Here is a 21,514-nt window from a genome sequence, read left to right as displayed (position 1 = left end):
GATTGCCACGATGACCGACACCACCTTCCCCCGTCTCACGAGCCTGTCGCACGGCGGCGGCTGCGGCTGCAAGATTGCGCCCGGCTTGCTTGCCGATCTGCTCAAACGCACGACGCCGCTGCCCGCGTTTCCGAATCTCCTCGTCGGCAACGACACCGCCGACGACGCCGCCGTCTACAAGCTCAACGACGAGCAGGCGATCGTCGCGACCACGGACTTCTTCATGCCGATCGTCGACGATCCGTTCGACTTCGGCCGCATCGCCGCGACCAATGCGCTCTCCGATGTCTACGCGATGGGCGGCAAGCCGATCCTCGCGCTCGCGCTCGTCGGCATGCCGATCAACGTGCTGCCGCACGAGGTCATCGCGCAAGTGCTGAAGGGCGGCGAAGCGGTGTGCGCCGAAGCGGGCATTCCGGTCGCGGGCGGGCATTCCATCGATTCCGTCGAGCCGATCTACGGGCTCGCGGCGCTCGGCATCGTGCATCCGTCGCGCGTGAAGCGCAACGCGGCCGCGCGCGCGGGCGACGTGCTCGTGCTCGGCAAGCCGCTCGGCGTCGGTGTGCTGTCGGCGGCGCTCAAAAAAGAAAAGCTCGATGCAGCCGGCTACAAGGCGATGATCGATGCGACCACGAAGCTCAATCGGCCGGGCGCGGAACTCGCGCAGCTCGACGGCGTGCACGCGCTCACCGACGTCACCGGCTTCGGCCTGCTCGGCCATGCGCTCGAACTCGCGCGCGGCGCGAAGCTCACGGCGCGCATCCGCTATGCCGATTTGCCCTGGCTGCCGCAGGTGCGCGAGTTCGTGCGCGAGGGCATCTACACGGGCGCGTCGGGGCGCAACTGGAGCGCTTACGGCCATGACGTTTCGCTGAACGCGCAGGGCACGGAAGGGGACGAGGCCCGCGCCTTGCTGACCGATCCGCAGACTTCGGGCGGCCTGCTCGTATCGTGCGCGCCGGAAGCCGTGAACGACGTGCTCGCGATCTTCCGCGCGGACGGCTTCGAAGATGCCAGCGTGATCGGCGAAATGGCGGACGGCGCGAGCCGCGTCGACGTGAGCTGATCGACCCTCGACAATCAAAAAGAACCGCATGAAGGAAGAATCCCCGAAAGCCATTTTCTACGCGCTCGCCGCGAACTTCGGCATCGCCGTCTGCAAGTTCGGGGCGGCGGCCTACACCGGCTCGGGCGCGATGTTCGCCGAAGCCATCCATTCCACCGCGGATTGCGGCAATCAACTGCTGCTGCTCTTCGGCCTGAAGCGCGCACAGGCGCCCGCGAACGCGCTGCATCCGCTGGGCTCGGGGCGTGAGATCTATTTTTACGCGCTCATCGTGGCGCTGCTGCTGTTCTTCGTGGGCGGCGCGTTTTCGGTGTACGAGGGCGCGCATCGGCTGCTGCATCACGAGCCGTTGAGCAATCCGATCGTCGCGCTCGTGATTCTCGGCGTCTCCGTCGTGCTCGAAGCGTTTTCGCTCGCGGGCGCGATACGCGAAATCCGCAAGGGCGCGCCGAACAAGACCTTGTGGCGATGGTTCCGCGAGACACGCGAATCGGAGCTGCTCGTGGTCGCGGGCGAGGACGTCGCGGCGCTCCTCGGCCTTGCCATCGCGTTCGCCGCGGTGCTCATGACCATGCTCACCGGCAATCCCGCCTACGACGCGGCGGGATCGGTCGGCGTCGGCGTGCTGCTGATGATCATCGCGTTTCTCGTCGCGCGCGAAGTCAAGTCGATGATCGTCGGCGAGTCGGCGAGTCCGGAAGTGCGCAAGGCGATCGATGCGCACCTGCGGGCGCGTCCCGAAATCAAGCGCATCATCAGCCTCATCACGCTGCAGTGGGGCAAGCATGTGGTCGTCGCCGTGCAGGCGGAAATGCTCGACTATCCGAGCGGGCGCGCGATGATCGATGCGATCAACCTCATCGAGGACGATCTTCAGCGTGCGTTTCCGCAAGTGCGCTGGGTGTTCTTCGAACCCGATATCGCGCGCGATCGCGGCGAACCCGCGACCGTGTGACCGCAGTGCACGCATGAGGGCGTCGGGGATGGTTTTTGCTGGCCCGACCACACCGCGCTAACATAGGCCGAGCCATTTCGAGATCATCCGACCCATGCGCAAATTGTTCCTTTCTGCATTGTTTATCGTTTTATCGACCAGTCTTTCGCTTATTTCGCAGTCCTCCTTCGCCGCGGCCGATGCCACGCAAAACGCGTCGCAGGCCGTTGCGCTGACGCCGCAACAGGCGCGCGACGCCCTTTCGGTGCTGAACGATCCTGCGCGCCGGTCTCAGGTCGCCGATACGCTGCGCGCCATCGCGGCGGCCGGTGCTTTGGCCGCGCCCGCGAGCGCGCCGCAGAGCGCTTCGGCATCGGCAACTGTGGCGGCGGCGGCGCCCGCGTCGGGGGCGTCCGGCGTGCTGGCCCATTCGCTGACGGCGAACGGGCTCGCGTCGCAGATATCGCGTCAGGCGGGGCACTGGCTCGTGGAGATCGGCGCGGGCATCCGTCATTCCGTCGCCGCGCTGCTCGACTTCGGCTCGATGGCTTCGTGGTGGCGCGATCGCATGTCGAGCGACGAGGCGCGCGCGCTCATCGGGCATGTCGCGTGGACGGTGCTCGCATCGCTCTTGCCCGCGCTGCTGCTCGAATTCCTGTGCTCGCGCCTGCTCGCCAAGCCGCGTGCGCGGATCGCGGCGCGCGGCGTCGCCGATGCCGAGGACCAGCAGCCCGAGCTCGTGCGCGAGCAACGCGCCGCCGAACGTGAAGAAGACGCCGCGGCCAGAAGCGGCGACGAAACCGCGATACATCTCGCCGAGCGCAAGGTCGATACCGCACGCGGACAACGTCATGCGGCGCGTCACTGGACGCTCCTGCAGCGCTTGCCCAGCGCGCTGCTCCACGGCTTTCTCGCCATGGTTCCGCTCGTCGTGTTCATTGGCGCGGTGACGGTGCTGATGTCGGTGTTCATCGACGACAACACGCCCGAAGCGCGGGTCGCCGGCTCGATCATCGACGTCTATCTGGTGTGCCGCGCGATCGTGATCGTGAGCGGTTTCTTCTTCGCGCCGCGCGCGCCGGGCTTGCGTCTCATCCAGATGGGCGATGTCCATGCGGCCTACCTGCATCGCTGGCTGCGGCGCACCGTATGCGTCGCGGGCGCGGGCATCGCGCTCGCCAACGCCGCGGAGCCGATCGGCTTGTCCGACGATGCGCGCATCGCAATCCTGAAGATCGTGCTGCTCGGGGTGCATCTGATGATCGCGTTCGTGATCTTCGAGAGCCGGGTGCCGGTGGCCGAGCGCATCCGGGCGAGCGCGCGGACGAATCGCTCGGTGCGGCTTTTTGGCAACTGGGTCGCCGATGTCTGGGCGGGCGTCGCGATCTTCTTCGTGATCGCGCTGTGGTTCGTGTGGGCGCTCGACGTGCGCAACGGCTACCGGACGCTCTTCCATCTGGGCGGCCTGTCGCTGCTCGTGCTGGTCGGCGCGCGCGTGGTGGCGATCGTCGTGTTCGGCGCGCTCGGCCGCGTCTTCCATCGCGAGGACGAGGACGACCTGACGGGCGAGTCGATCGTGCGCCGCCGCGCGTATCGCTATTACCCGGCGCTGCGGCGCATCGTGCAGACGCTCATCTTCATCGCGATGATGGTCGCGCTGCTCCAGGTGTGGGGCATCGACATCATTCATTTCTTCACGTCGGGCGGGGTCGGCAACCGTCTCGCGTCCGCGCTCATCACGATCGTGATCGCGGCGGCGTTCGCGGTGCTCGTGTGGGAGGCGGCGAACATCGTCGTCGAGCAGCGTCTCGAACAGTGGACCGCGAGCGGCGAACGTCTGCGCGCCGCGCGCCTGCGCACGCTGTTGCCGATGATGCGCACCGGCCTTTTCATCGTCATCGCGATGGTCGTGGTGCTGACGGGTCTCTCGGAGATCGGCGTGAACACGGCGCCCTTGCTCGCGAGCGCGAGCATCTTCGGCGTGGCGCTCGGCTTCGGCTCGCAAAAGCTCGTGCAGGATTTCATCACCGGCATCTTCCTGCTGATGGAAAACGCGTTGCAGGTCGGCGACTGGGTGACGCTCGCGGGCGTGTCGGGCACGGTCGAGTATCTGTCGATCCGTACGGTGCGGCTGCGCGGCGGCGACGGCTCGCTCTATACGGTGCCGTTCAGCTCGGTTTCGACGGTGAACAATACCAATCGCGGCATCGGCAACGCGGCGGTGCGCGTGTCGATCGCGCTCGGCCAGGACGTGGATCTCGCCATTTCCACGCTCAAGGAAATCGGCGCCGCCTTGCGCGACGACGAAGCGTTCCGCGACGGCATTCTGTCCGACTTCAGCTTCTGGGGCGTCGATGCCGTCGATGGCTCGACCGTCACGCTCGCCGGTCAGATGCAGTGCCGCGACAGCACGCGCTGGCCGGTGCAGCGCGAGTTCAACCGTCGCATCCTGAACGAATTCACGGCGCGTGGCATCGAGATCGCGAATCCGCAGCGCAATTTCGTGATCGTCAACGGCGGCAATCAGGAAGGCTCGCCCGATGCGAACGAAGCGGGCGCGGATCAGCAAGGCGAGCCGTCGAAGGCCGCGCAGCATCCGACGAGCGAAGCGGCGGGCGCGCCAAGCGTGGCGTCGAATGCGCCGCCGCCGCGGTCGTCGCAAGGCGGGACGTGATCCTATAATCGTTTCGGCCCCGATCGCGCCCATGATCGCGCCCACTGCCGGGCGCGATTTTTTTTGCATGATCGACTGTCTGCGAGGAGCACGCCCGCCATGAGAAACGCCGCATCGCGAACGAAGAAAATAACGAAAGCCGTCGCCGCGGTGGCGTGTGCGGCCAGTCTCGCGGGATGCGCCTCTTCGCCGCGTTCCGTCGACAGCGCGGCCGGCGCGCGCGAAGTCAAGGTGATGATCGTCACGATGTTCGCGCCCGAAGGCAAAGTCTGGCTCGACCGGCTCGGCCCGTGGGACGCCGTCAAGGTGGCGGGGCTGTCGCCGGATTATCCGGACGTCCATTGCAATCGCGACGATGTCTGCGTCGTCACCACGGGAATGGGTCACACCAACGCGGCGGCGTCGATGATGGCGCTCGCGTTTTCGGATCGCTTCGACTTGCGCCGCACGTACTTTCTGGTCGCGGGCATCGCGGGCATCGATCCGGCGCAGGGCACGGTCGGCTCGGCGGCGTGGGCGAAGTATCTCGTCGATTTCGGTCCGCAATGGGAACTCGATGCGCGCGAAAAGCCCGCCGCCTGGCCAAGCGGGTTCACGGGTATCAACACGAAAAATCCGAATGAAAAGCCGCCGCCCGACTATCGCACGGAAGTCTTCGCCCTCGATGCCTCGCTCGCCGACACCGCCTACGCGCTGTCACGCAACGTGACCCTCGCCGACAGCGACGCGGCCCAGGCCGCCCGCGCCAAGTTCAACTACGCGCCGGCGAACCAGCCGCCGCGCGTGATCCAGTGCGACACGCTCGCCGGCGACACATGGTGGTCGGGCAGGTTCATCGGCGAACGGGCGCGCGAGTGGACGCGTCTGCTCACCGACGGCCGCGGCGTCTACTGCACGACGCAGCAGGAGGACAACGCGACCTACGAGGCGCTCAGGCGGGCGGCAAGCGTGCAGCGGGTGGATGTCTCGCGCGTGGCGGTACTGCGCGCCGGATCGGATTTCGATCGGCCCTACGAAGGGCAGAGCGCGGTCGAGAATTTGCTCGACTACGCCGCGCAAGGCGGTTTTGCGCCAGCACTCGAAACTTGTATCGCGCCGGTAATCCGTTCGTACGGGAAGTTGTTACAAACTGGGGCGTGTGGAGAAACGGCTCGCCAAAAAGGTAACAGACGGCGTTACAAACGAGGGTAACAAAGACCGTAACAAGCAATAGGTAATTATTGCCTCATCTTCGTTGCATCGGTAAAGCCCGTCTGAGCGACGATTTTGGCGTTTATTCTTCTGATGAATAGCGCTAAAAATAGGCGATACCGATGTCAACCGAATCTCGAAATCCCCCGTTATTGCTGGCGGCCAGCGATTTTACCGACAAAAACGAAGCTGCCCTGATTTTGCGCGGAAAACATAAGAAGAATAGAAATGGTCCGGCAAAATCAGTCAAAATCTCCATACCGAAAAAATTACCGATCGAAAGTGTTGTTTGCAACAAAATATTATTGAGATGTGCTTGCTTTCGTCTCAGACAGTTCTTAGAATCCGTCTCACAGTGGTTGTTACAAGATGTAACTCACTGAAACAAAGATTACGCGGTACGTAGCCGGGCAGAACTAGCCCGGTGAGGCACAAAAAAGATATCGGCGAAAAGCCGGCGGGAAATTCGGGGATTTACTGGAAGTTGCAACCATGAACGGTCGCGAAACGCTGGAATCGATCCGGGAAATCAACTTGTCGTACATCATGCTCGCGCAGCGTCTGTTGCGCGAAGACCGCGCCATCGGCATGTTCCGGCTCGGTCTGTCGGCGGAGCTCGCCGATCTGCTGTCGGGCCTCACGCTCGCGCAGGTCGTCAAGCTCGCGTCGTCGGATAACCTGCTTTGCGCATTCCGCTTCAACGATCACACGATGCTGTCGGCTTTGACGCAACCCGCGAAGAACGCGGACATCGCGCCGACGCACGCGGCCATCCTGCTGGCTGGCCAGCCGGCTGAACAGTTCGCTTAAGGTGACCCAGGTGACGGAGCGAGCCATGCTGAAGAAGAGCCTCACTGAAGACGCCCAGGAAGTGTTCCGCGCCATCGCGTTGATCGAGCTCGGCGCGCGCATGCAGGTGCTGGAGAGCGAACTCACGCTCTCGCGCGACCGCATGATCCGCCTCTATCGCGAAGTGAAGGGTGTATCGCCGCCGAAGGGCATGCTGCCTTTCTCGGCCGACTGGTACATGACGTGGCTCGCCAACATCCACGCATCGCTTTTCTACAACACCTATACGTTCCTCAAGAACGAAGCTGGTTGCTCGCATCTCGATGCGTTGACCAAAGGGTATCGGCTGTATCTCGAGCACTGCAATCATAGCGGCGCCGAGGCGGTACTCGATCTCACGCGGGCCTGGACTCTTGTGCGCTTCTTCGACGCGGGCATGCTGCAGATGACGCCGTGCTGCCGCTGCACCGGGAAGTTTGTCGCACACAAACATGATTTGCAGAACAACGTGGTGTGCGGGGCCTGCCAGCCGCCGTCACGCGCGGGGAAGACCAAGAAAGCGGCGGCCGCTAAACAGGCCAGCAAAGAAGCCGCTCTGGAGGTGGTGATGTCGAAGAACGAAGTGCCGGAGCATGCGGAGCACACGGTACTCGCAAACGTAGCGGCGTTACAGTCGCAACGGGCAGGCCTGGTCGCACAGGCCGCTTAGGCGGTAGCGGCGGCGGCCGCCCTCCGGGGACCGTCCGCGAGGATGGTGGACGACCGGTCCGCCGCTACCGCGTTTTACTTTTTCCGTACCGAATTCATGCGGCTCGGCGTCGAAAGGCGCCGGGCCGCTTTCTCATCCGGCCAGTAAAATGCTTCGATGGCATGGGCTTTCGGGGTATCGGTTTGGCTTTGGCACAACAGGGTTTTCTGCTGACTCGTCACTGGCGCGACACCGCGGCCGGGACGGAAGTCGATTTCTGGCTCGCCACCGGCGACGGCCCGAAGAAAATCCGCATCGCGCTGCAAACGAGCGTCGCGTTCATTCGCGCCGAGGATCGCGCGAAGGCGGAGCCGATCGTCGCCGGCGTGCGCGACGCCTATCTGCGCGAACTGCCGCTCAAGGATTTCCGTCAGAAGCCGGTGCTCGGGCTGTATTGCCCGCACTATCGCCCGATGCTCGCGCTCGAAAAGTCGCTGCGCGGCGCGGGCGTCAACGTCTTCGAGGCGGACATTCGCCCGCACGAGCGCTATCTGATGGAGCGCTTCATCACCGCGCCGGTGTTGTTCGAAGGCGTCGAGCGCGACGGCGCCATTTTCAGCGAGCTGAAGCCCGCGCCGGATTACCGGCCGTCGCTCAAAATCGTCTCGCTCGATATCGAAACGAGCCTCAAGGGCGATCTCTATTCGATCGCGCTCGAAGGTTGCGGCGCGCGTCAGGTCTTCATGCTCGGGCCGCCGAACGGAGATACTGCCGGCACGGATTTCGCGCTCGATTATTGCGATTCCCGCGCCGACATGCTGCGCCGTTTCAACGCGTGGATCGCGCATCACGACCCGGACGCGATCATCGGCTGGAATGTCGTGCAATTCGATTTGCGCATTCTTCAGCGGCACGCCGACGACTACGGCGTGCCGCTCGCGCTCGGCCGCGACGGCAGCGTCGCCGAGTGGCGCGAGCACGGCATGAACCGCAATCACTGGTTCATCGCGATCGCGGGGCGGCTCGTGATCGACGGTATCGAGGCGCTGCGCTCGGCGACGTGGAATTTTCCGTCGTTCAGTCTCGAATACGTCGCGCAGTCGCTGTTGGGCGTTGGCAAGGCGATCGACAGTCCCTATGCGCGCATGGACGAAATCGAGCGGCGTTTCCGGGAAGACAAACCCGCGCTCGCGCATTACAACCTGAGCGATTGCGAACTGGTCACGAAAGTCTTCGAGAAGACGGAACTGCTGTCGTTCCTGCTCGAACGCGCGACCGTCACGGGCCTGCAGGCCGACCGCAGCGGCGGTTCGGTCGCGGCGTTCACGCATCTGTATATGCCGCGGATGCACCGGCTCGGCTTCGTCGCGCCGAATCTCGGCGACGTGCCCGAGGAAGCGAGCCCCGGCGGCTTCGTGATGGATTCGCGTCCCGGTCTTTACGATTCCGTGCTCGTGCTCGATTACAAGAGCCTGTATCCGTCGATCATCCGCACCTTTCTGATCGATCCGGCCGGACTCGCGCAAGGCATGGCGACGGCCGATGAAACCGCGACCGTGCCCGGCTTTCGCGGCGCGCGTTTTTCGCGCGAGACGCACTGCCTGCCCGCGATCGTCGCGCAGGTGTGGGAAGGGCGCGAGGCGGCGAAGCGTCAGCACAACAAGCCGCTGTCGCAGGCGCTCAAGATCATCATGAACTCGTTTTACGGCGTGCTCGGATCGAGCGGTTGCCGCTTTTTCGATCCGCGTCTCGCGTCGTCGATCACCATGCGCGGTCACGAGATCATGCATCGCACGCGCGAGCTGATCGAAGCGCGCGGCTACAGCGTCATCTACGGCGACACGGATTCGACTTTCGTCTGGCTGCGCCGCGCGCGCACGGAAGATGACGCGGCGCGCATCGGCCGCGCGCTCGTTGCGCATGTGAACGCCTACTGGCGGGACCATCTGCGCGACGCGTTCGGCCTCGACAGCGCGCTCGAACTGCAATTCGAAACGCACTTCAAACGCTTTCTGATGCCGACGATCCGCGGCACGGAAGAGGGCAGCAAGAAGCGCTACGCCGGACTGACGGCGCGAGCGGATGGCAGCGAGGACATCGTCTACAAGGGCCTGGAGACCGTGCGCACCGACTGGACGCCGCTCGCGCAGCGTTTCCAGCAGGAGCTGTACATGCGCGTCTTCAAGGGCGAGGCATATCAGGACTACGTGCGCGATTACGTCGTACGCACGCGGCGCGGCGAGCTGGACGAATTGCTCGTCTATCGCAAGCGGCTGCGACGCACGCTCGGCGACTATCAGCGCAACGTGCCGCCGCACGTGCGCGCCGCGCGCATCGCCGACGAATACAACGCGCGCGCCGGCCGTCCGCTGCAATATCAGAACGGCGGCTGGATCAGCTACGTGATGACGACGGCCGGTCCCGAGCCGGTCGAGGCGCGGCATGCGCCGATCGACTACGAGCACTACGTGAGCAAGCAGCTTCAGCCGGTCGCGGACGGCATCCTGCCCTTCATGCGCGACGATTTCACCGCGCTCATGTCCGGCCAGAAAGCGCTGTTCTAGCGCCGGTTCAGGTCAGAACCGCATGCCGACACCCGCTTCGATGATGTCCGCGTCGCGGTCGTAGCGCGTGACCATGCGATTCCACGTGACGCGCGCGAGCCAGCGGTCCGTGAACCGGTAGCTCGCCGATACCGAGACGAGACCGGAAAAGCGTCCGTCGCCGGTGCGGTTTTGCGGCAGATCGTCGTTTTGCGTGATCGACAGATACGGGCCGATACCGACGCCTAACGTGAGCCTGTCGTCGAAGAAGGCGCGCGTCGCCCAGAGTTGCGCGGCGACGCCATCGCGGCGCGACTGCACGTGGCCGCCTTCATGCAGGTACGAGGCGGTGAAATCGACGTAGTGCCACAACCCGCGCCGGTACTCGATGCTCTCCGCGAGATTCGATTCCGAGTCCGGGCTGTTCAGGATCGTCGTGCCGAGCATCACGGTGACTTCGTTGCTCGTGACGTTCGTCGTGCGCGACGGCGGCCGCGCGCGCGGACCCGGGCCATCGGGTGCGTCGAGCTGATAGCCAATACCGAAAAGCAGCGCGGTCGTATCCGGACCGCCGTACGCCTGCACGCGATTGAGCTTCACCTCCGCGATCCAGCGGTTGTCGAAGTAATACGCGGCGCGCAGCGAAAATAGGCCGCCCCAGCCATGCGTGTTCGAATAGTCGCCACCCAGTTGCGCCTGCTTGGTGTCGAACCAGCGATACGGCCCCGCGCCCGCCGACAATTCCAGCCGGTTGTTCCAGAGCGGCAGCCGTCCCCAGAACTGCACGGCCTGGCCGTCGCGGTGATGATCGGGAATATGGCCTTCATTCAGCCACGAGAAGCTCCACGCGGCGTAGCGGCCGAGCCCCTCGCGATAGGTGCCTTCCCAGGAATACGTGTTGTTGCTGCTGCTCTTGAGCGCGCCGGCGAGCAGCGACAACTCCTGAGCGTGCAATGCAGTACTCGCGAAGCCGAGCCCCGCGCAGGCGATGACCCAGGCGGCGGCTCTGCAATGTCGTTCTTTTTTAAAGTTTGTCATTACACGAAGTCGGCTTGCTGGAACTTCCGGCAATTTTTGTCGGGGCCCGTTCGTCGGAGCATACCGGCTTAGGAAAATTCTTGCATGAAACGGACTCATTCCTATTTGATGAGGCGATTGGTGAAACGTTTGCGCGGAAGTTTCGATCAGCCTACGTTCGCGGCCACTCACACGCGGGGTTACGCGCCCGGCCGACCTTGCGTAGATTGATCGAATGCGTTTCCGATCATGCAAGCGAGGTCAACCGTGGACTCCACTCCCATCGAATATCGAGGCTGCGAGCTCTCGGTCATCGTCCGGCATCTGGCCGGCCAGTTCGTCGCGACGCTGCTGATCGAGCGGCCCGGCGGCGTGCGTCGCGCAATCGGGCCGTTTCGCGCATTTCCGACCGCGCTAGCCGCCGCGAGCTACGCGATCGAATGCGGCAAGGCGGAACTCGACGGCCGTCTGGCTGCACGCGGTCCGCAGGTCGCGCTGAGAGGCTGAGGTTCACTCCGGACCCGGGCATCGGGAGACAACCCAGAAGCACAATCCGCTGCCCCGCTATAACATGGCGTTCTTCATAGAAACGACGCCGCGCATGTTCGGATTTCGAACGATTTCGATGCTGTTCGTCGCCGTGATGCTGCCGGCGTGCATCACGACGCCCGCGCCGCCTGCGTCAGCCTGCGCGACGGGCGAGCAGCGCGTGGTGAGCGATCTCGTCTATTTCGGCGCCGGCCGTGCAAAGGGCGCCGTGACGCAGGGTGAATGGGACGACTTCCTGCGCGATGAAGTCACGCCGCGCTTTCCGCAAGGCTTCAGCGTGTGGCAGGCTCGCGGCCAGTGGCGCGCGGGCGATGGCGCGATCATGCGCGAGCCATCTTGGGTGCTGAGCGTGGTGCATCCCGACGACGAAGCCAGCGATACCGCCATCGGTGAACTGCGCGAGCGCTATCGCGTGCGTTTCGAGCAGGAGTCGACGATGCGCGTCAGGCAAGCGGCGTGCGCATCGTTTTAGGCCTGCGTGCGCCGTTCATGCGAAAGGCGGCGCACGCACCCGCGCGTTAGACGGCGTAGCACGCGCAACCCGCACCGTCGTCAAGATGTACTCCTAAAAATTCATGAAACCAGCGAATTCCTAGTGTCGAGCGGCCGTTTAGCCCAATAATTTCAGGTTTCCGCTGCCCTCGCGCGCCATATAAGGTCGCCCGCAGCCCTCGCCCTTCGACTGTTGAACCGCCGTGACCATGACTATGCTGGTTAGCTGTTTCGCTGATCGCAACGCGACATCGTCGCTCGACAACCATGTCGAGTATTGTCGGCGCACGAATGTGAAACATCGTTTCGAAGCGATCTCCCAATGCGTCGATTCGATCGAGTTGCGCACGCTTTACAAGTACCAGTTGCTGAGCGACGTGTTGCGCGAGAGCGAAGAGGGCGAAGTCGTTATCTTCGCGACAGAAAACGCGCTCTTTATTCGCTTTCACGATTTCGAGCCGATCATGGCGGGCCGCGACGTCTTGTTGACCAAGGGCCATTTCGGCGTCAACACCGAGATCTTCGTGTTGCGAAACAATGAGGAGAATCGCCGCATCGCCCGCGGTCTAGCCGCACGGTGCCGCAAGTACTATGACTACGGCGCGTTCGTCACCGAAGAGACGCTGCTCGACGATCTGCCGACCGTGCCCGACTGGGATCCGCTGAACGGCGTGGTGCCGATAGCGTCGATGTGGTCGAGTCAGCATCCGGATGTGCATGGCCGCTAGGTCGTCGCGGTCTCGCTCGTCTACACGCCGCGGCTTTACAGCAAATATGGCCCGCAATGGCGCGTCGTGTTCGCACGGCATGTGAACGCGTGCCACGCATCGGGCGAACCGGGCGTGTTACAAAACGCGGCCCCGCTTCTTATCGATTCGAACGAGCCGTTCTCCGTGTATCAGCCAGGGCGCGCCATCGCGGTCGTGATGCTCCATACGCCGAATATCGCCAGCTACGCCCGCTTTGGAGAGGCGAGCCTGCGCGCTTACTGCGAGCGGCACGGGTACACGCTCTACGTGTATCGCGACGTGCCGCCGGACTTCGGGCGCGACGCCTGCGGCAACTGGGTCAAGCCTTTCCTCCTCAGCAAGTATCTGCCGCATCACGAATGGGTGTTCTGGATGGACGCGGATATCATCGCGATGAACCAGACGGTGAAGCTGGAAAAGTTCACCGAAGGGCGCGACCGCGTGCTGACGGCGGACATCTGCGGTTGGTCGTTCAACTCGGGCGTGATGGGCTTTCGCCATATCGAGACGAATGCGCGCCTCCTCGACGCCGTGCTTGCGAAGGTGTACGAGATCGAGGACGTCAAGTCCACGTTTGCGAGTCACGGCGATCAATACATCTTCATGGAAGTGTCGATGGGCCAGGGCCTGTGCCCCGAGATGGATTCGCCCGAACTCGTGAGCTTCAGGGAGTTGAACACGCCGTGGTATTTCGCGGACGGGAACACGTTCCTGTGCCACTTCCACGGCCTGAGCACGGAGCTGCGGGCCTTGTACATGTCGATGGACTGCGTGCCCGACGGCGGCTTCGAAGCCGTCGGATGACAGGCCCCGTCAACCCCGGCCGGATGCAAACCGCGTCTGCCGCTTACGTTCCGTGCACGAAGGTCTTCCTCATGAGCGATTCACGCGGATCGATCGCTTCCTGCAAGACCGGCTCCGGCGCGAAATGCCATGCGAGACTGCGCGCCCGCACACGCCGCGCCGGCTTGACGTTCTGCCGCCGGCGCACGAGCGAGCGCACCGCGCGGGCGAGCGCCAGATCGATCGCGCCGCGCCAGTCGCGCGCGATCGATGTCGCCACGACCTTGTTTTCCCGGCTCACCTGCAATTCCACCTGACAGCGCTTGTCGACCCCTCCGCGCGGGCCGTTGATGTCGGACAGGCTGACGGTCGCTTTCGAGATCAGCCACGCGAGGCGGCGAAAAACGAATTCGCTGCGCGCCTTCGCGAGTTCGTGCATCGCAATGGCTTCGGGTTCGCGGGACTTGAACAGGACTTTCATTGAGGCCTCCTCGTTGGACATGAATCCAGCGTAAGGCGTCGGCTCGCTGCGAAAAAGCAGAAGCAATGGAACACGAACTTCGGAAAAACCGAAGTTCAGCCCGCGGCGTGCGCGAGCACTTGCTGCGTCAACGGATGATGCCGCCCGCGCCGCGACACGATCGCGTGCACTTCCTCCTTCACGTCGGGCGAGCGGCCGAGCCAGCGCAGGCCGCGCAAAAGCGGCGCATCGCCCGCGCCGAATTCCGCGAGCGGAAACACGCCGAGCCCGCGCGCGCCGAACACCGCCATCAGTGCGCTATCCTCGAATTCGCCGACGATGTGCGGCGCGATGCCTTGCGTTTCCAGCCATCGATCGAGCCGCGCCCTGAGCGACGAATGACCGGTCGGCAGCAGCATGGGCAGCGACGCGAGACTGTGCGGGAACTGGTCGATGGCGCTCTTGCGCACGATGGAAGCGGGCCCGTACCAGTCGACCGGCGAAGCGACGAGCCGCTCGCTCGTGAGGCGCAGATTCTGATTGTGCGGCGCGGCGTGGCTTGCGAGCACGAGATCGAGCCGATGCAGCGCGAGTTCGCCGAGCAGTTCGTCGGTCTCGCCTTCATGACACAAAAGACGCAGCGCCGGATTGCCGAGCACGGGCGCGAGCAGCGCATGCGCGGCGAGCTTGGAAATGCCGTCCGACAGACCGACCGCGAGACGCGCAAGCGTGCCGCTCGCGGCGCCGCGCACTTCGTCCTGGATAAGCTGGCCGATCTGGAAGATTTCCTCGGCGCGCGCGAACGCCGCCTGGCCCGCTTCGGTCATCGTGACGCCGCGCCCGGCGGGCTTCAGCAACTGATGACCCAGCGCTTTTTCCAGATCGCGCACCTGGGCGCTGATCGTCTGCACCGCCATGTCGAGGCGCTCCGCCGCGCGCGCGAAACCGCCTTCCTTCACGACGACCCAGAAGTAATGCAGATGCCGGTAGTTGAGCATGCGTGCCTTTCGTGGTTTTTACCCGGTTCGAATAAACCGAAGTCTGGCTTCGATTATCGCTGATTTTTCCGGGCGCACGAACAGACCATCATGGCGCGAAACGTCCAATCAATCCTCCTTCCTCGCTCATGGAATATCTTCTTTCGCTTGCCGCCGATCCCGCCGTCTGGGCCGCGCTCGTCACACTGATCGTGATGGAAGTCGTGCTCGGCATCGACAACCTCGTCTTCATTTCGATTCTCAGCAACAAGCTGCCCGTGGCGCAACGCGCGCGCACGCAGCGCATCGGCATCATGCTCGCGCTCGTGATGCGGCTGGCGCTGCTCGGCACCGTCGCGTGGATCGCGCAACTGACCGCCCCCGTGTTCTCCGTCTTCGACCACGCCTTCTCGTGGCGCGACCTCATTCTGCTCGCGGGCGGCCTGTTCCTCGTCTGGAAGGCGACCAAGGAAATGCATCATCACGTGAGAAAGGATCACGACGATGCGTCCGGCGTCATATCGAGCGCCGGCACGCTGACCGCGTGGTCCGCGATCGGCCAGATTCTGCTGCTCGACCTCGTGTTCTCCGTCGACAGCATCATCACGGCGGTCGGCATGACGGACCATCTGCCGATCATGTTCATCGCCGTCATCTTCGCCGTCGCGACGATGCTTTTCGCCGCGCAACCGCTGTCGCGCTTCATCGAGCGCAATCCGACGGTCGTGACGCTCGCGCTCTCGTTCCTGCTCGTGATCGCGATGACGCTGATCGCCGAAGGTTTCGGCACGCACGTGCCGAAAGGCTACATCTACGCGGCAATGGGCTTTGCGGGATTCGTCGAAGCTTTGAATCTGCTGGCGCGCGGCGCGAAGGTCAAACGCGAGCGGCGCGTTCACGGCGATGCACGGCATGAAGGGCTTCGGGCCGGCGAGGCGCGCTGAAAGACGAAGCACAGGCCAAAGAAAGCTGACGAATAGCATTGCCCGCGGCGCACTGTGCGGCACCCGGCAGTCCGCGCGATATCGGGCGGGAATTCGCCTTGCTTATCTCCGGCCAAGTGACTACGGTAAGCGATAGCGCGCGCCGCATTCTTTCGGTTCCCGAAATATCGGCTGAAACATCCGCCGAAAGAAGCGCCGCGCGGTCACTGCGATCAATCGTCTTCGGAATGGACCAGGATGAGCCCGCACTGGGAGATCGGCACGGCGAGCGAGGGGTTCGAGCCCATCGCGCCGCACGCGCTCGCATCCGTCGCGCGGATCGATCCGTATATCGTGTGGGCCAACGCCACGCAGTATCGCGATCTCGGCGGCATGCCGCACGGCCGCATTCCGGTCGCCATCGAGATGAAGCAGGGCGGCGGCACCGCGCGGCAGTTCGCGCAGGAAATCGAGCGGCGCGGCTGGCAGAGCTGGATCTGGATGTCGGCGCTCTACCGCGATCCGCCGCCCGCGCTCGAAGCCACGCGCTTTTGCACCGCCCACGTCACGCGCGAGTTCTACGCGCGCCTCGGCACCGACCTCGCCGGTAAATTCGAGCGCTTCACCGAAGCGCTGGCGATCATCTCGCACGCCGACGGCCCCGTGGACCGTGTTCCGGCCAGCCACGCGGCCACGCACGCGGCGGCGGGCAATGCGATCGTCGGGATTTGCGACGAGGACGTCACGTTCACGCACCGGCGTTTTTCTGAGGACGGCACGGGCACGCGCACGCGCTTTCTGTGCTTCTGGAACCAGAACGATGCCGCCGATACGGCCGCCACGCTCGGCTACGGAAGCGAGCTGCTCAAACATCAGATGGACGCGCTGCTCGGCGACGTGCGGCTCTCCGTCGAAGCCGCGCAAGCGGCGGGCGGGGCGCGCGTCTATGCCTTCGCGGACGGCGACGACGCCAGCCGGCCGGTCGATCACGACGCGCCCTTGCCGATGGTCGGCGTGCAACTCAAGAAACGCTGCCGCTCGATGCGTGACGCCTTCGGCCCCTGTCTCGACGCCGAAGTGCTCGACGCGGTCCGCTATATCGTGCAGCGCGCGCGGGAGATCGGCGGCGCGGCGTGCCATGCGCTCGTCAGCGTGAGCGCGGGCAACGCGGCGTGGCAGCAGGACGGCAGCTCGCTCATCGAAAGCGCGCTCGACGAATTGATGGACACCGGCGCATGCTCGGTCGTACTGCCGTCCGGCAACGCCGACATGTCGCGCTGCCGCGGCGCGCTGACGATCGCGCAACGCGCCGTGGCGGAACTGCGCTGGCCGGTGCGCGCGTACGCGTCGTCGCCGAGTCTCGCGGAGATCTGGTTCGCCAGCAACGACGGCGCACCCAGCATCGACGTGCAGATCGTGCCGCCGGGCGGCATCGCGAGCGCCTGGCTCACGCTCGGCGATATCGCCACCTACACGCGCGGCGGCGAAGCGATCTGCACCGTCGTGCATCTTGGCCGGGGCGCGCGCGGCAACGGGCATATGATTCTCATCGCGCTCGCGCCGACATCCGCGCGCAGCGGCCTGCGCCGCGCGGCGGCGGGCGAATGGCTGGTGCGGCTGCGCAACAACGCGCGCTCGGGCGTGACCGCCTATACGTGGATGCAGTGCGACGAATCATCCGGCGACACGCCGCTCGTCGCCCCAACGCGTTGAACAAATCAACCGCGCGAATGCATCGCCATGATTTCCTGCAGATCGAGATCGTGCTCCAGCGAATGCAGCAGCTCGTCGTGGATCTGCCCCGCGCGATGCATGCGCAGCAACTCCGCGCGGCCGGCCGCGATCGCGGCGAGCACGACGTCGTAATGCGCATGGCGCGCGTCCGCCGGGAAGGTCTCCATGTCCTGAAAGCGCTTCGTGAGCCCCGCCCGATACGTGTACTGTTCGAGCAGGCGCGGGTGGATCACATTGCCGTCGGCGTCGCGCACGAGCGGCTGGATCGCGGCGAGTTGCGCCTCTTCCATGCGCGCCCACGCCTGCGGTTCGCTGAGATGACGCGACGAGCGCTCGTGCCCGGCCGCGAGCGAGAGCCACGCGATCAGCGGGCCGATGGTCGCGCCTTGCAGCAGCACCGTGACGAGAATCACCGCGAAGCCCGCGAACACGATGAGATCGCGGCCTGGCATCGCCTCGGGCAAGGAGAGCGCGACCGCGAGCGTCACCACGCCACGCATGCCGGCCCAGCTCACGACCGTCGCCGCGCGCCAGTCGGGCACGGCGGCGCTGGCTTCTTCGCTCTGCGCCTGCTTGCGGCCGGTGACGGTCCACGCGAGCCACTTCACGCTTTCCGTGGCGAACACCCAGACGAAGCGCGACAGAATCACGACCGCGATCACCGCGGCCGTCGCCGGTCCGAGCAGCGAAAACGCATCGCCGATGCCGCCCAGACGCACGACGATGCCGCGCAGCGAGAGCCCGATCAGGACGAACACGAGCGCTTCCAGCACGAACACCACGACTTGCCAGAACGCCGTGCCGCGCATGCGCTGCGCCGCCGAGAACACTTCGTGCTGATGCCAGCCGACGACCATGCCGCACGTGACCGTGGCGATCACGCTCGACACGCCGAGCTCTTCGCCCGCGATATAGCTGACCCACGACGTGAGCATCGACGTGGTGATGACGAGGTAATCGTCCTCCAGCGCGCGCATGACTTTCACGGCGATGAAGCCCGCCACGATCCCGACGACGATGCCGCCGATCGCGAGGCCCGCGAAGCTCGCGACTGCGCGCGGCGCGCTGAACACGCCGCTCAGCGCCGCGACCATCGCGAAGCGGAACAGCACGAGACCCGCCGCATCGTTCAACAGGCTTTCGCCTTCGAGCAGCACCATCAACCGCCGCGGCAGCGCCACGCGTTCGAGCACCGCCTTGGCCGCGACGGCGTCGGGCGGCGAGACGACCGCGCCGAGTGCAAAGCACGCGGCCCACGGCAGCGCGGGCACGACCAGATGCACCGCGACGCCGACGACGAGCGTGGTGAAGGCCACCGCGCCGATCGCGAGCAGCAGGATGCCGCTGAGATTGCGCTTGAAATCGTCCCAGACGAAGAAATACGCGCCGTACATCAGAAGCGGCGGCAGAAACACGACCAGCACGAGTTCCGGGTCGAGCTCGAAATGCGGCAGTCCCGGCACGAACGCCATCGCGACACCGCCGATGAGCAGCGCCGCGGCGGGCGGCAGACGCAGGCGCCGGGCGAGCACTTCCAGCGCGATGATGGCGATCAGTGAGACGAGCACCAGGTTGAATGCCGTTGCGGCGTGCATGAATTGTCCTCGGGTTCAGATGGGTTTTCTTATGATGCAATGCGCGGCGGACCACGCAGACGCTGCCTCGCGCGCTGCTACCATCGACGCGGTCCGGGCCGCGAGCCGGGGTGTCATCGTATCCGAAAGGAGTGAAAATGAGACGAAAGTCGTCGGGCGTCGCGGTTGCGGCGGTGCTGGTGGGCGTCGCCGTGGCGGCCGTGGTCTACATTGCGAGCTTCGGCAAGTCGCGCCATGCGGATGCGCCCGTGCCGGCGGTCTCGACCTTCGCCGCGCAGAACGGCGCGGCGAGTGCGGCCGCCTTCGGCGATGCGCCGCGCGAGCATGTCACGGCGTCGGGCGAGCAGACCGCCGCGCAATAAAGCGCAAGGTCCCGAATCTGTCATTCCCGACAGGAATATGACTTGCTGCCCGGCCGATGTCGCCTTTACAAGGCTCATCGGGAGCAGATTGCGATGGGACATGATCCCGGGCAGATTCCACCCGCCGCGCTGCCCGTCGATGGGCGCGGCATGATCGGCAACATGAAGACGGCGGCGCTCGTGTCGCTGTCCGGCGCGATCGATTTCATGTGCTTTCCGCGCATCGACTCGCCAACGGTCTTCGCCGCGCTGCTCGATCGCGAGCGCGGCGGCGCTTTTTCGATCACGCCGCGCGAGCCGCACGCGAACGTCAAGCAGATGTATCTGCCCGAAACGAACGTGCTGCTCACGCGCTTCATGACCGGCGACGGCGTCTGCGAACTGCTCGACCTGATGCCGGTCGCATCGGAGGCGAACGCGGCCGGTACGGCGCCGAACTGCGTGTTGCGCATCGCGCGGCTCGTGTACGGACGCATGACGCTCGACGTGCGATGCGATCCGCGTTTCGATTACGCGCGCGCGAAGCATACGGCGCGCGCCGTGGAGCAGGGCGTCGAGTTCGTTCGCGACGATGGCGCGCCGTCCCTGCGTCTGCTCGCGAACGTGCCGCTCGCCATCGAGGACGCGGGTGCACGCGCCACACTCGACCTCGCGCAAGGCGAATGCGCATGCTTCGCGCTCGGCGACGCCAACGGGCTTGGCGAGATCGGCGCGAATCACGATGCGGTGCTCGAACAGACCATCGATTACTGGAAGACGTGGTCGTCGCGCTCGACGTATCGCGGGCGATATCGCGAAGTCGTGCTGCGCTCGGCGCTTACGCTCAAGCTCCTGAGCTCGGAAGAATTCGGCGCGATCGTCGCCGCGCCGACATTCGGCCTGCCCGAAACGCACGACGGCTCGCGCCGCTGGGATTATCGCTATACCTGGATTCGCGACGCGGCTTTCTCCGTCTACGCGTTGCTGCGCCTCGGCTATACCGGCGAGGCGGAACGCTTCATGAAGTGGATTGCCGAACGCAGCCGCGATTGCAGCGCGCACGGCCAGTTGCGCGTGATGTACGCCGTCGATGGCGCCGACGCGCTCGCGGAAGCCGAACTGAAAAGCCTCGTCGGCGAAGTGCCGGGGCAGGTGGTCGTCGGCAACGAAGCGCGCGAGCAGATCCAGCTCGACGTCTACGGCGCGCTGCTCGACTCGGTGTATCTCTACAACAAGTACGGCGCGGCCATTTCCTACGACGGCTGGCGGCACGTGACGCGCACGGTCGATTACGTCGTCGAGCACTGGCGTGAGGCGGATCACGGCATCTGGGAGTTTCGCAACGGCACACGCGCACTGCTGCATTCGCGCCTGATGTGCTGGGTGACCGTCGATCGCGCGCTGCGTCTCGCCGAAAAGCGCTCGCTGCCCGCGCCGCTCGCAAGCTGGTTCGACACGCGCGACGCGATTCATCGCGACATCCACGAGCAGTTCTGGAACGACGACCTGCAAAGCTTCGTGCAGACGCCCGGTTCCGCCACGCTCGACGCCGCCGCGCTGATGATGCCGCTCGTGCGCTTCATCGGCCCGAAAGATCCGCGCTGGATCGGCACGCTCGATGCGATCGGGCGCGAACTGCGCGTCGATCCGCTGATTTTCCGCTATACGCGCGGCTCGACGCTCGACGGCTTGCCGGGCATGGAAGGCGGCTTCTCGGCGTGCTCGTTCTGGTACGCGGAGGCGCTCGCGCGCGCGGGGCGTGTCGACGAAGGGCGGCTCGTCTTCGAAAAGATGCTGGCGTACGCGAATCATGTCGGTCTCTTCTCGGAGGAAGTGGCGATCAGCGGCGAAGCGCTCGGCAATTTTCCGCAGGCGCTCACGCATCTCGCGCTCATCAGCGCCGCGTATCAGCTCGATCGCGACCTCGATCGCGTGCACGTGCCCTGGACCTGAGCGCTTCCACGCGCCGCGCCGCGACGCTGTATCCTTGCTGCTCACGCTTTTCGTGA

At 64.9% G+C, this 21,514-nt stretch carries 19 protein-coding genes and 1 pseudogene; 16 read left to right on the top strand and 4 right to left on the bottom strand.

Translation table 11 applies throughout. From position 1 onward, the window contains the following. The first annotated feature begins 10 nt into the window (after nucleotides 1-10). The 8 genes and pseudogenes from selD (at nucleotide 11) to LY284_RS18845 (ending at nucleotide 9,906) form a co-directional block, all read left to right on the top strand. Nucleotides 11-1,066, top strand: coding sequence for a selenide, water dikinase SelD (gene selD / locus LY284_RS18880; protein ID WP_233387598.1), 1,056 nt, complete (start codon nucleotides 11-13; stop codon nucleotides 1,064-1,066). 28 nt (nucleotides 1,067-1,094) lie between these two features. Then, nucleotides 1,095-2,021, top strand: a complete 927-nt coding sequence (locus LY284_RS18875) for a cation diffusion facilitator family transporter (RefSeq protein WP_014250881.1) — start codon at nucleotides 1,095-1,097, stop codon at nucleotides 2,019-2,021. A 94-nt stretch (nucleotides 2,022-2,115) separates the two neighbouring features. Continuing rightward, the gene (locus tag LY284_RS18870; RefSeq protein WP_233387597.1) at nucleotides 2,116-4,674 is read left to right on the top strand and encodes a mechanosensitive ion channel family protein; all 2,559 of its coding nucleotides are present in this window, start codon (nucleotides 2,116-2,118) and stop codon (nucleotides 4,672-4,674) included. A gap of 99 nt (nucleotides 4,675-4,773) precedes the next feature. Next, a pseudogene (locus LY284_RS18865) lies at nucleotides 4,774-5,840 on the top strand (purine nucleoside permease). 147 nt (nucleotides 5,841-5,987) lie between these two features. Then, nucleotides 5,988-6,248, top strand: coding sequence for a hypothetical protein (locus tag LY284_RS18860; RefSeq protein WP_143281662.1), 261 nt, complete (start codon nucleotides 5,988-5,990; stop codon nucleotides 6,246-6,248). A 109-nt stretch (nucleotides 6,249-6,357) separates the two neighbouring features. Next, nucleotides 6,358-6,675 (top strand): flagellar transcriptional regulator FlhD, encoded by a 318-nt coding sequence (gene flhD, locus LY284_RS18855; protein ID WP_014250878.1) that lies wholly within the window; start codon nucleotides 6,358-6,360, stop codon nucleotides 6,673-6,675. Nucleotides 6,676-6,700: 25 nt separating this feature from the next. After that, the gene (flhC, locus tag LY284_RS18850; RefSeq protein WP_014250877.1) at nucleotides 6,701-7,363 is read left to right on the top strand and encodes a flagellar transcriptional regulator FlhC; all 663 of its coding nucleotides are present in this window, start codon (nucleotides 6,701-6,703) and stop codon (nucleotides 7,361-7,363) included. A gap of 161 nt (nucleotides 7,364-7,524) precedes the next feature. Then, nucleotides 7,525-9,906, top strand: coding sequence for a DNA polymerase II (locus LY284_RS18845; RefSeq protein ID WP_233387596.1), 2,382 nt, complete (start codon nucleotides 7,525-7,527; stop codon nucleotides 9,904-9,906). Between the two features lie 12 nt (nucleotides 9,907-9,918). On the opposite strand, the gene LY284_RS18840 is transcribed toward LY284_RS18845, so the two are convergent. After that, nucleotides 9,919-10,923 carry a hypothetical protein gene (locus LY284_RS18840; protein ID WP_233387595.1) on the bottom strand — a complete coding sequence of 335 codons (1,005 nt, stop codon included), beginning with the start codon at nucleotides 10,921-10,923 and terminating at the stop codon, nucleotides 9,919-9,921. Between the two features lie 246 nt (nucleotides 10,924-11,169). Here LY284_RS18840 and LY284_RS18835 point away from each other — a divergent pair, with 246 nt between their 5' ends. The 4 genes from LY284_RS18835 to LY284_RS18820 all read left to right on the top strand — a co-directional run bounded on the left by LY284_RS18835 (nucleotide 11,170) and on the right by LY284_RS18820 (nucleotide 13,496). Continuing rightward, entirely contained in the window at nucleotides 11,170-11,409 is a 240-nt protein-coding gene (locus tag LY284_RS18835; protein ID WP_041731693.1) for a hypothetical protein, read from the top strand. Nucleotides 11,410-11,503: 94 nt separating this feature from the next. After that, a complete protein-coding gene (locus LY284_RS18830; protein ID WP_052485729.1) occupies nucleotides 11,504-11,923 on the top strand; it encodes a DUF3574 domain-containing protein in 420 nt (139 codons plus the stop codon). A 313-nt stretch (nucleotides 11,924-12,236) separates the two neighbouring features. Further along, nucleotides 12,237-12,671, top strand: coding sequence for a hypothetical protein (locus LY284_RS18825; protein ID WP_233387594.1), 435 nt, complete (start codon nucleotides 12,237-12,239; stop codon nucleotides 12,669-12,671). A gap of 66 nt (nucleotides 12,672-12,737) precedes the next feature. Further along, the gene (locus LY284_RS18820; protein WP_233387593.1) at nucleotides 12,738-13,496 is read left to right on the top strand and encodes a hypothetical protein; all 759 of its coding nucleotides are present in this window, start codon (nucleotides 12,738-12,740) and stop codon (nucleotides 13,494-13,496) included. 43 nt (nucleotides 13,497-13,539) lie between these two features. On the opposite strand, the gene LY284_RS18815 is transcribed toward LY284_RS18820, so the two are convergent. Beyond that, the gene (locus tag LY284_RS18815; RefSeq protein WP_014250872.1) at nucleotides 13,540-13,956 is read right to left on the bottom strand and encodes an HPF/RaiA family ribosome-associated protein; all 417 of its coding nucleotides are present in this window, start codon (nucleotides 13,954-13,956) and stop codon (nucleotides 13,540-13,542) included. Between the two features lie 95 nt (nucleotides 13,957-14,051). Continuing rightward, on the bottom strand, nucleotides 14,052-14,933 hold the full coding sequence (locus LY284_RS18810) for a LysR family transcriptional regulator (protein ID WP_233387592.1): 882 nt from the start codon (nucleotides 14,931-14,933) through the stop codon (nucleotides 14,052-14,054). Nucleotides 14,934-15,061: 128 nt separating this feature from the next. On the opposite strand from LY284_RS18810, the gene LY284_RS18805 reads away from it, so the two are divergent. Together LY284_RS18805 and LY284_RS18800 are read left to right on the top strand one after the other, a co-directional pair. Beyond that, entirely contained in the window at nucleotides 15,062-15,856 is a 795-nt protein-coding gene (locus LY284_RS18805) for a TerC family protein (protein ID WP_233387591.1), read from the top strand. Between the two features lie 237 nt (nucleotides 15,857-16,093). Beyond that, nucleotides 16,094-17,548, top strand: a complete 1,455-nt coding sequence (locus LY284_RS18800; RefSeq protein ID WP_233387590.1) for a hypothetical protein — start codon at nucleotides 16,094-16,096, stop codon at nucleotides 17,546-17,548. 5 nt (nucleotides 17,549-17,553) lie between these two features. Here LY284_RS18800 and LY284_RS18795 read toward each other — a convergent pair whose 3' ends face one another. Next, nucleotides 17,554-19,164 carry a Na+/H+ antiporter gene (locus tag LY284_RS18795; RefSeq protein ID WP_233387589.1) on the bottom strand — a complete coding sequence of 537 codons (1,611 nt, stop codon included), beginning with the start codon at nucleotides 19,162-19,164 and terminating at the stop codon, nucleotides 17,554-17,556. A 137-nt stretch (nucleotides 19,165-19,301) separates the two neighbouring features. On the opposite strand from LY284_RS18795, the gene LY284_RS18790 reads away from it, so the two are divergent. Both LY284_RS18790 and LY284_RS18785 read left to right on the top strand, forming a co-directional pair. After that, complete coding sequence (locus LY284_RS18790; protein ID WP_041731690.1) at nucleotides 19,302-19,526, top strand: hypothetical protein; 225 nt, start codon at nucleotides 19,302-19,304, stop codon at nucleotides 19,524-19,526. Between the two features lie 93 nt (nucleotides 19,527-19,619). After that, nucleotides 19,620-21,458, top strand: a complete 1,839-nt coding sequence (locus LY284_RS18785) for a glycoside hydrolase family 15 protein (protein ID WP_233387588.1) — start codon at nucleotides 19,620-19,622, stop codon at nucleotides 21,456-21,458. Nucleotides 21,459-21,514: the final 56 nt, after the last annotated feature.

The organism is Caballeronia sp. PC1, from assembly GCF_021353155.1.
Lineage (GTDB): Bacteria > Pseudomonadota > Gammaproteobacteria > Burkholderiales > Burkholderiaceae > Caballeronia > Caballeronia cordobensis.
This window is presented reverse-complemented; position numbering and strand designations above follow the sequence as displayed.

Excerpts from the sequence above, each read along its gene's own strand:
- selD (WP_233387598.1), top strand. The coding sequence starts at position 11 with ATGACCGACACCACCTTCCCCCGTCTCACGAGCCTGTCGCACGGCGGC.
- LY284_RS18875 (WP_014250881.1), top strand. The coding sequence starts at position 1,095 with ATGAAGGAAGAATCCCCGAAAGCCATTTTCTACGCGCTCGCCGCGAAC.
- LY284_RS18870 (WP_233387597.1), top strand. The coding sequence starts at position 2,116 with ATGCGCAAATTGTTCCTTTCTGCATTGTTTATCGTTTTATCGACCAGT.
- LY284_RS18860 (WP_143281662.1), top strand. The coding sequence starts at position 5,988 with ATGTCAACCGAATCTCGAAATCCCCCGTTATTGCTGGCGGCCAGCGAT.
- flhD (WP_014250878.1), top strand. The coding sequence starts at position 6,358 with ATGAACGGTCGCGAAACGCTGGAATCGATCCGGGAAATCAACTTGTCG.
- flhC (WP_014250877.1), top strand. The coding sequence starts at position 6,701 with ATGCTGAAGAAGAGCCTCACTGAAGACGCCCAGGAAGTGTTCCGCGCC.
- LY284_RS18845 (WP_233387596.1), top strand. The coding sequence starts at position 7,525 with ATGGGCTTTCGGGGTATCGGTTTGGCTTTGGCACAACAGGGTTTTCTG.
- LY284_RS18840 (WP_233387595.1), bottom strand. The coding sequence starts at position 10,923 with ATGACAAACTTTAAAAAAGAACGACATTGCAGAGCCGCCGCCTGGGTC.
- LY284_RS18830 (WP_052485729.1), top strand. The coding sequence starts at position 11,504 with ATGTTCGGATTTCGAACGATTTCGATGCTGTTCGTCGCCGTGATGCTG.
- LY284_RS18815 (WP_014250872.1), bottom strand. The coding sequence starts at position 13,956 with ATGAAAGTCCTGTTCAAGTCCCGCGAACCCGAAGCCATTGCGATGCAC.
- LY284_RS18810 (WP_233387592.1), bottom strand. The coding sequence starts at position 14,933 with ATGCTCAACTACCGGCATCTGCATTACTTCTGGGTCGTCGTGAAGGAA.
- LY284_RS18805 (WP_233387591.1), top strand. The coding sequence starts at position 15,062 with ATGGAATATCTTCTTTCGCTTGCCGCCGATCCCGCCGTCTGGGCCGCG.
- LY284_RS18800 (WP_233387590.1), top strand. The coding sequence starts at position 16,094 with ATGAGCCCGCACTGGGAGATCGGCACGGCGAGCGAGGGGTTCGAGCCC.
- LY284_RS18795 (WP_233387589.1), bottom strand. The coding sequence starts at position 19,164 with ATGCACGCCGCAACGGCATTCAACCTGGTGCTCGTCTCACTGATCGCC.
- LY284_RS18790 (WP_041731690.1), top strand. The coding sequence starts at position 19,302 with ATGAGACGAAAGTCGTCGGGCGTCGCGGTTGCGGCGGTGCTGGTGGGC.
- LY284_RS18785 (WP_233387588.1), top strand. The coding sequence starts at position 19,620 with ATGGGACATGATCCCGGGCAGATTCCACCCGCCGCGCTGCCCGTCGAT.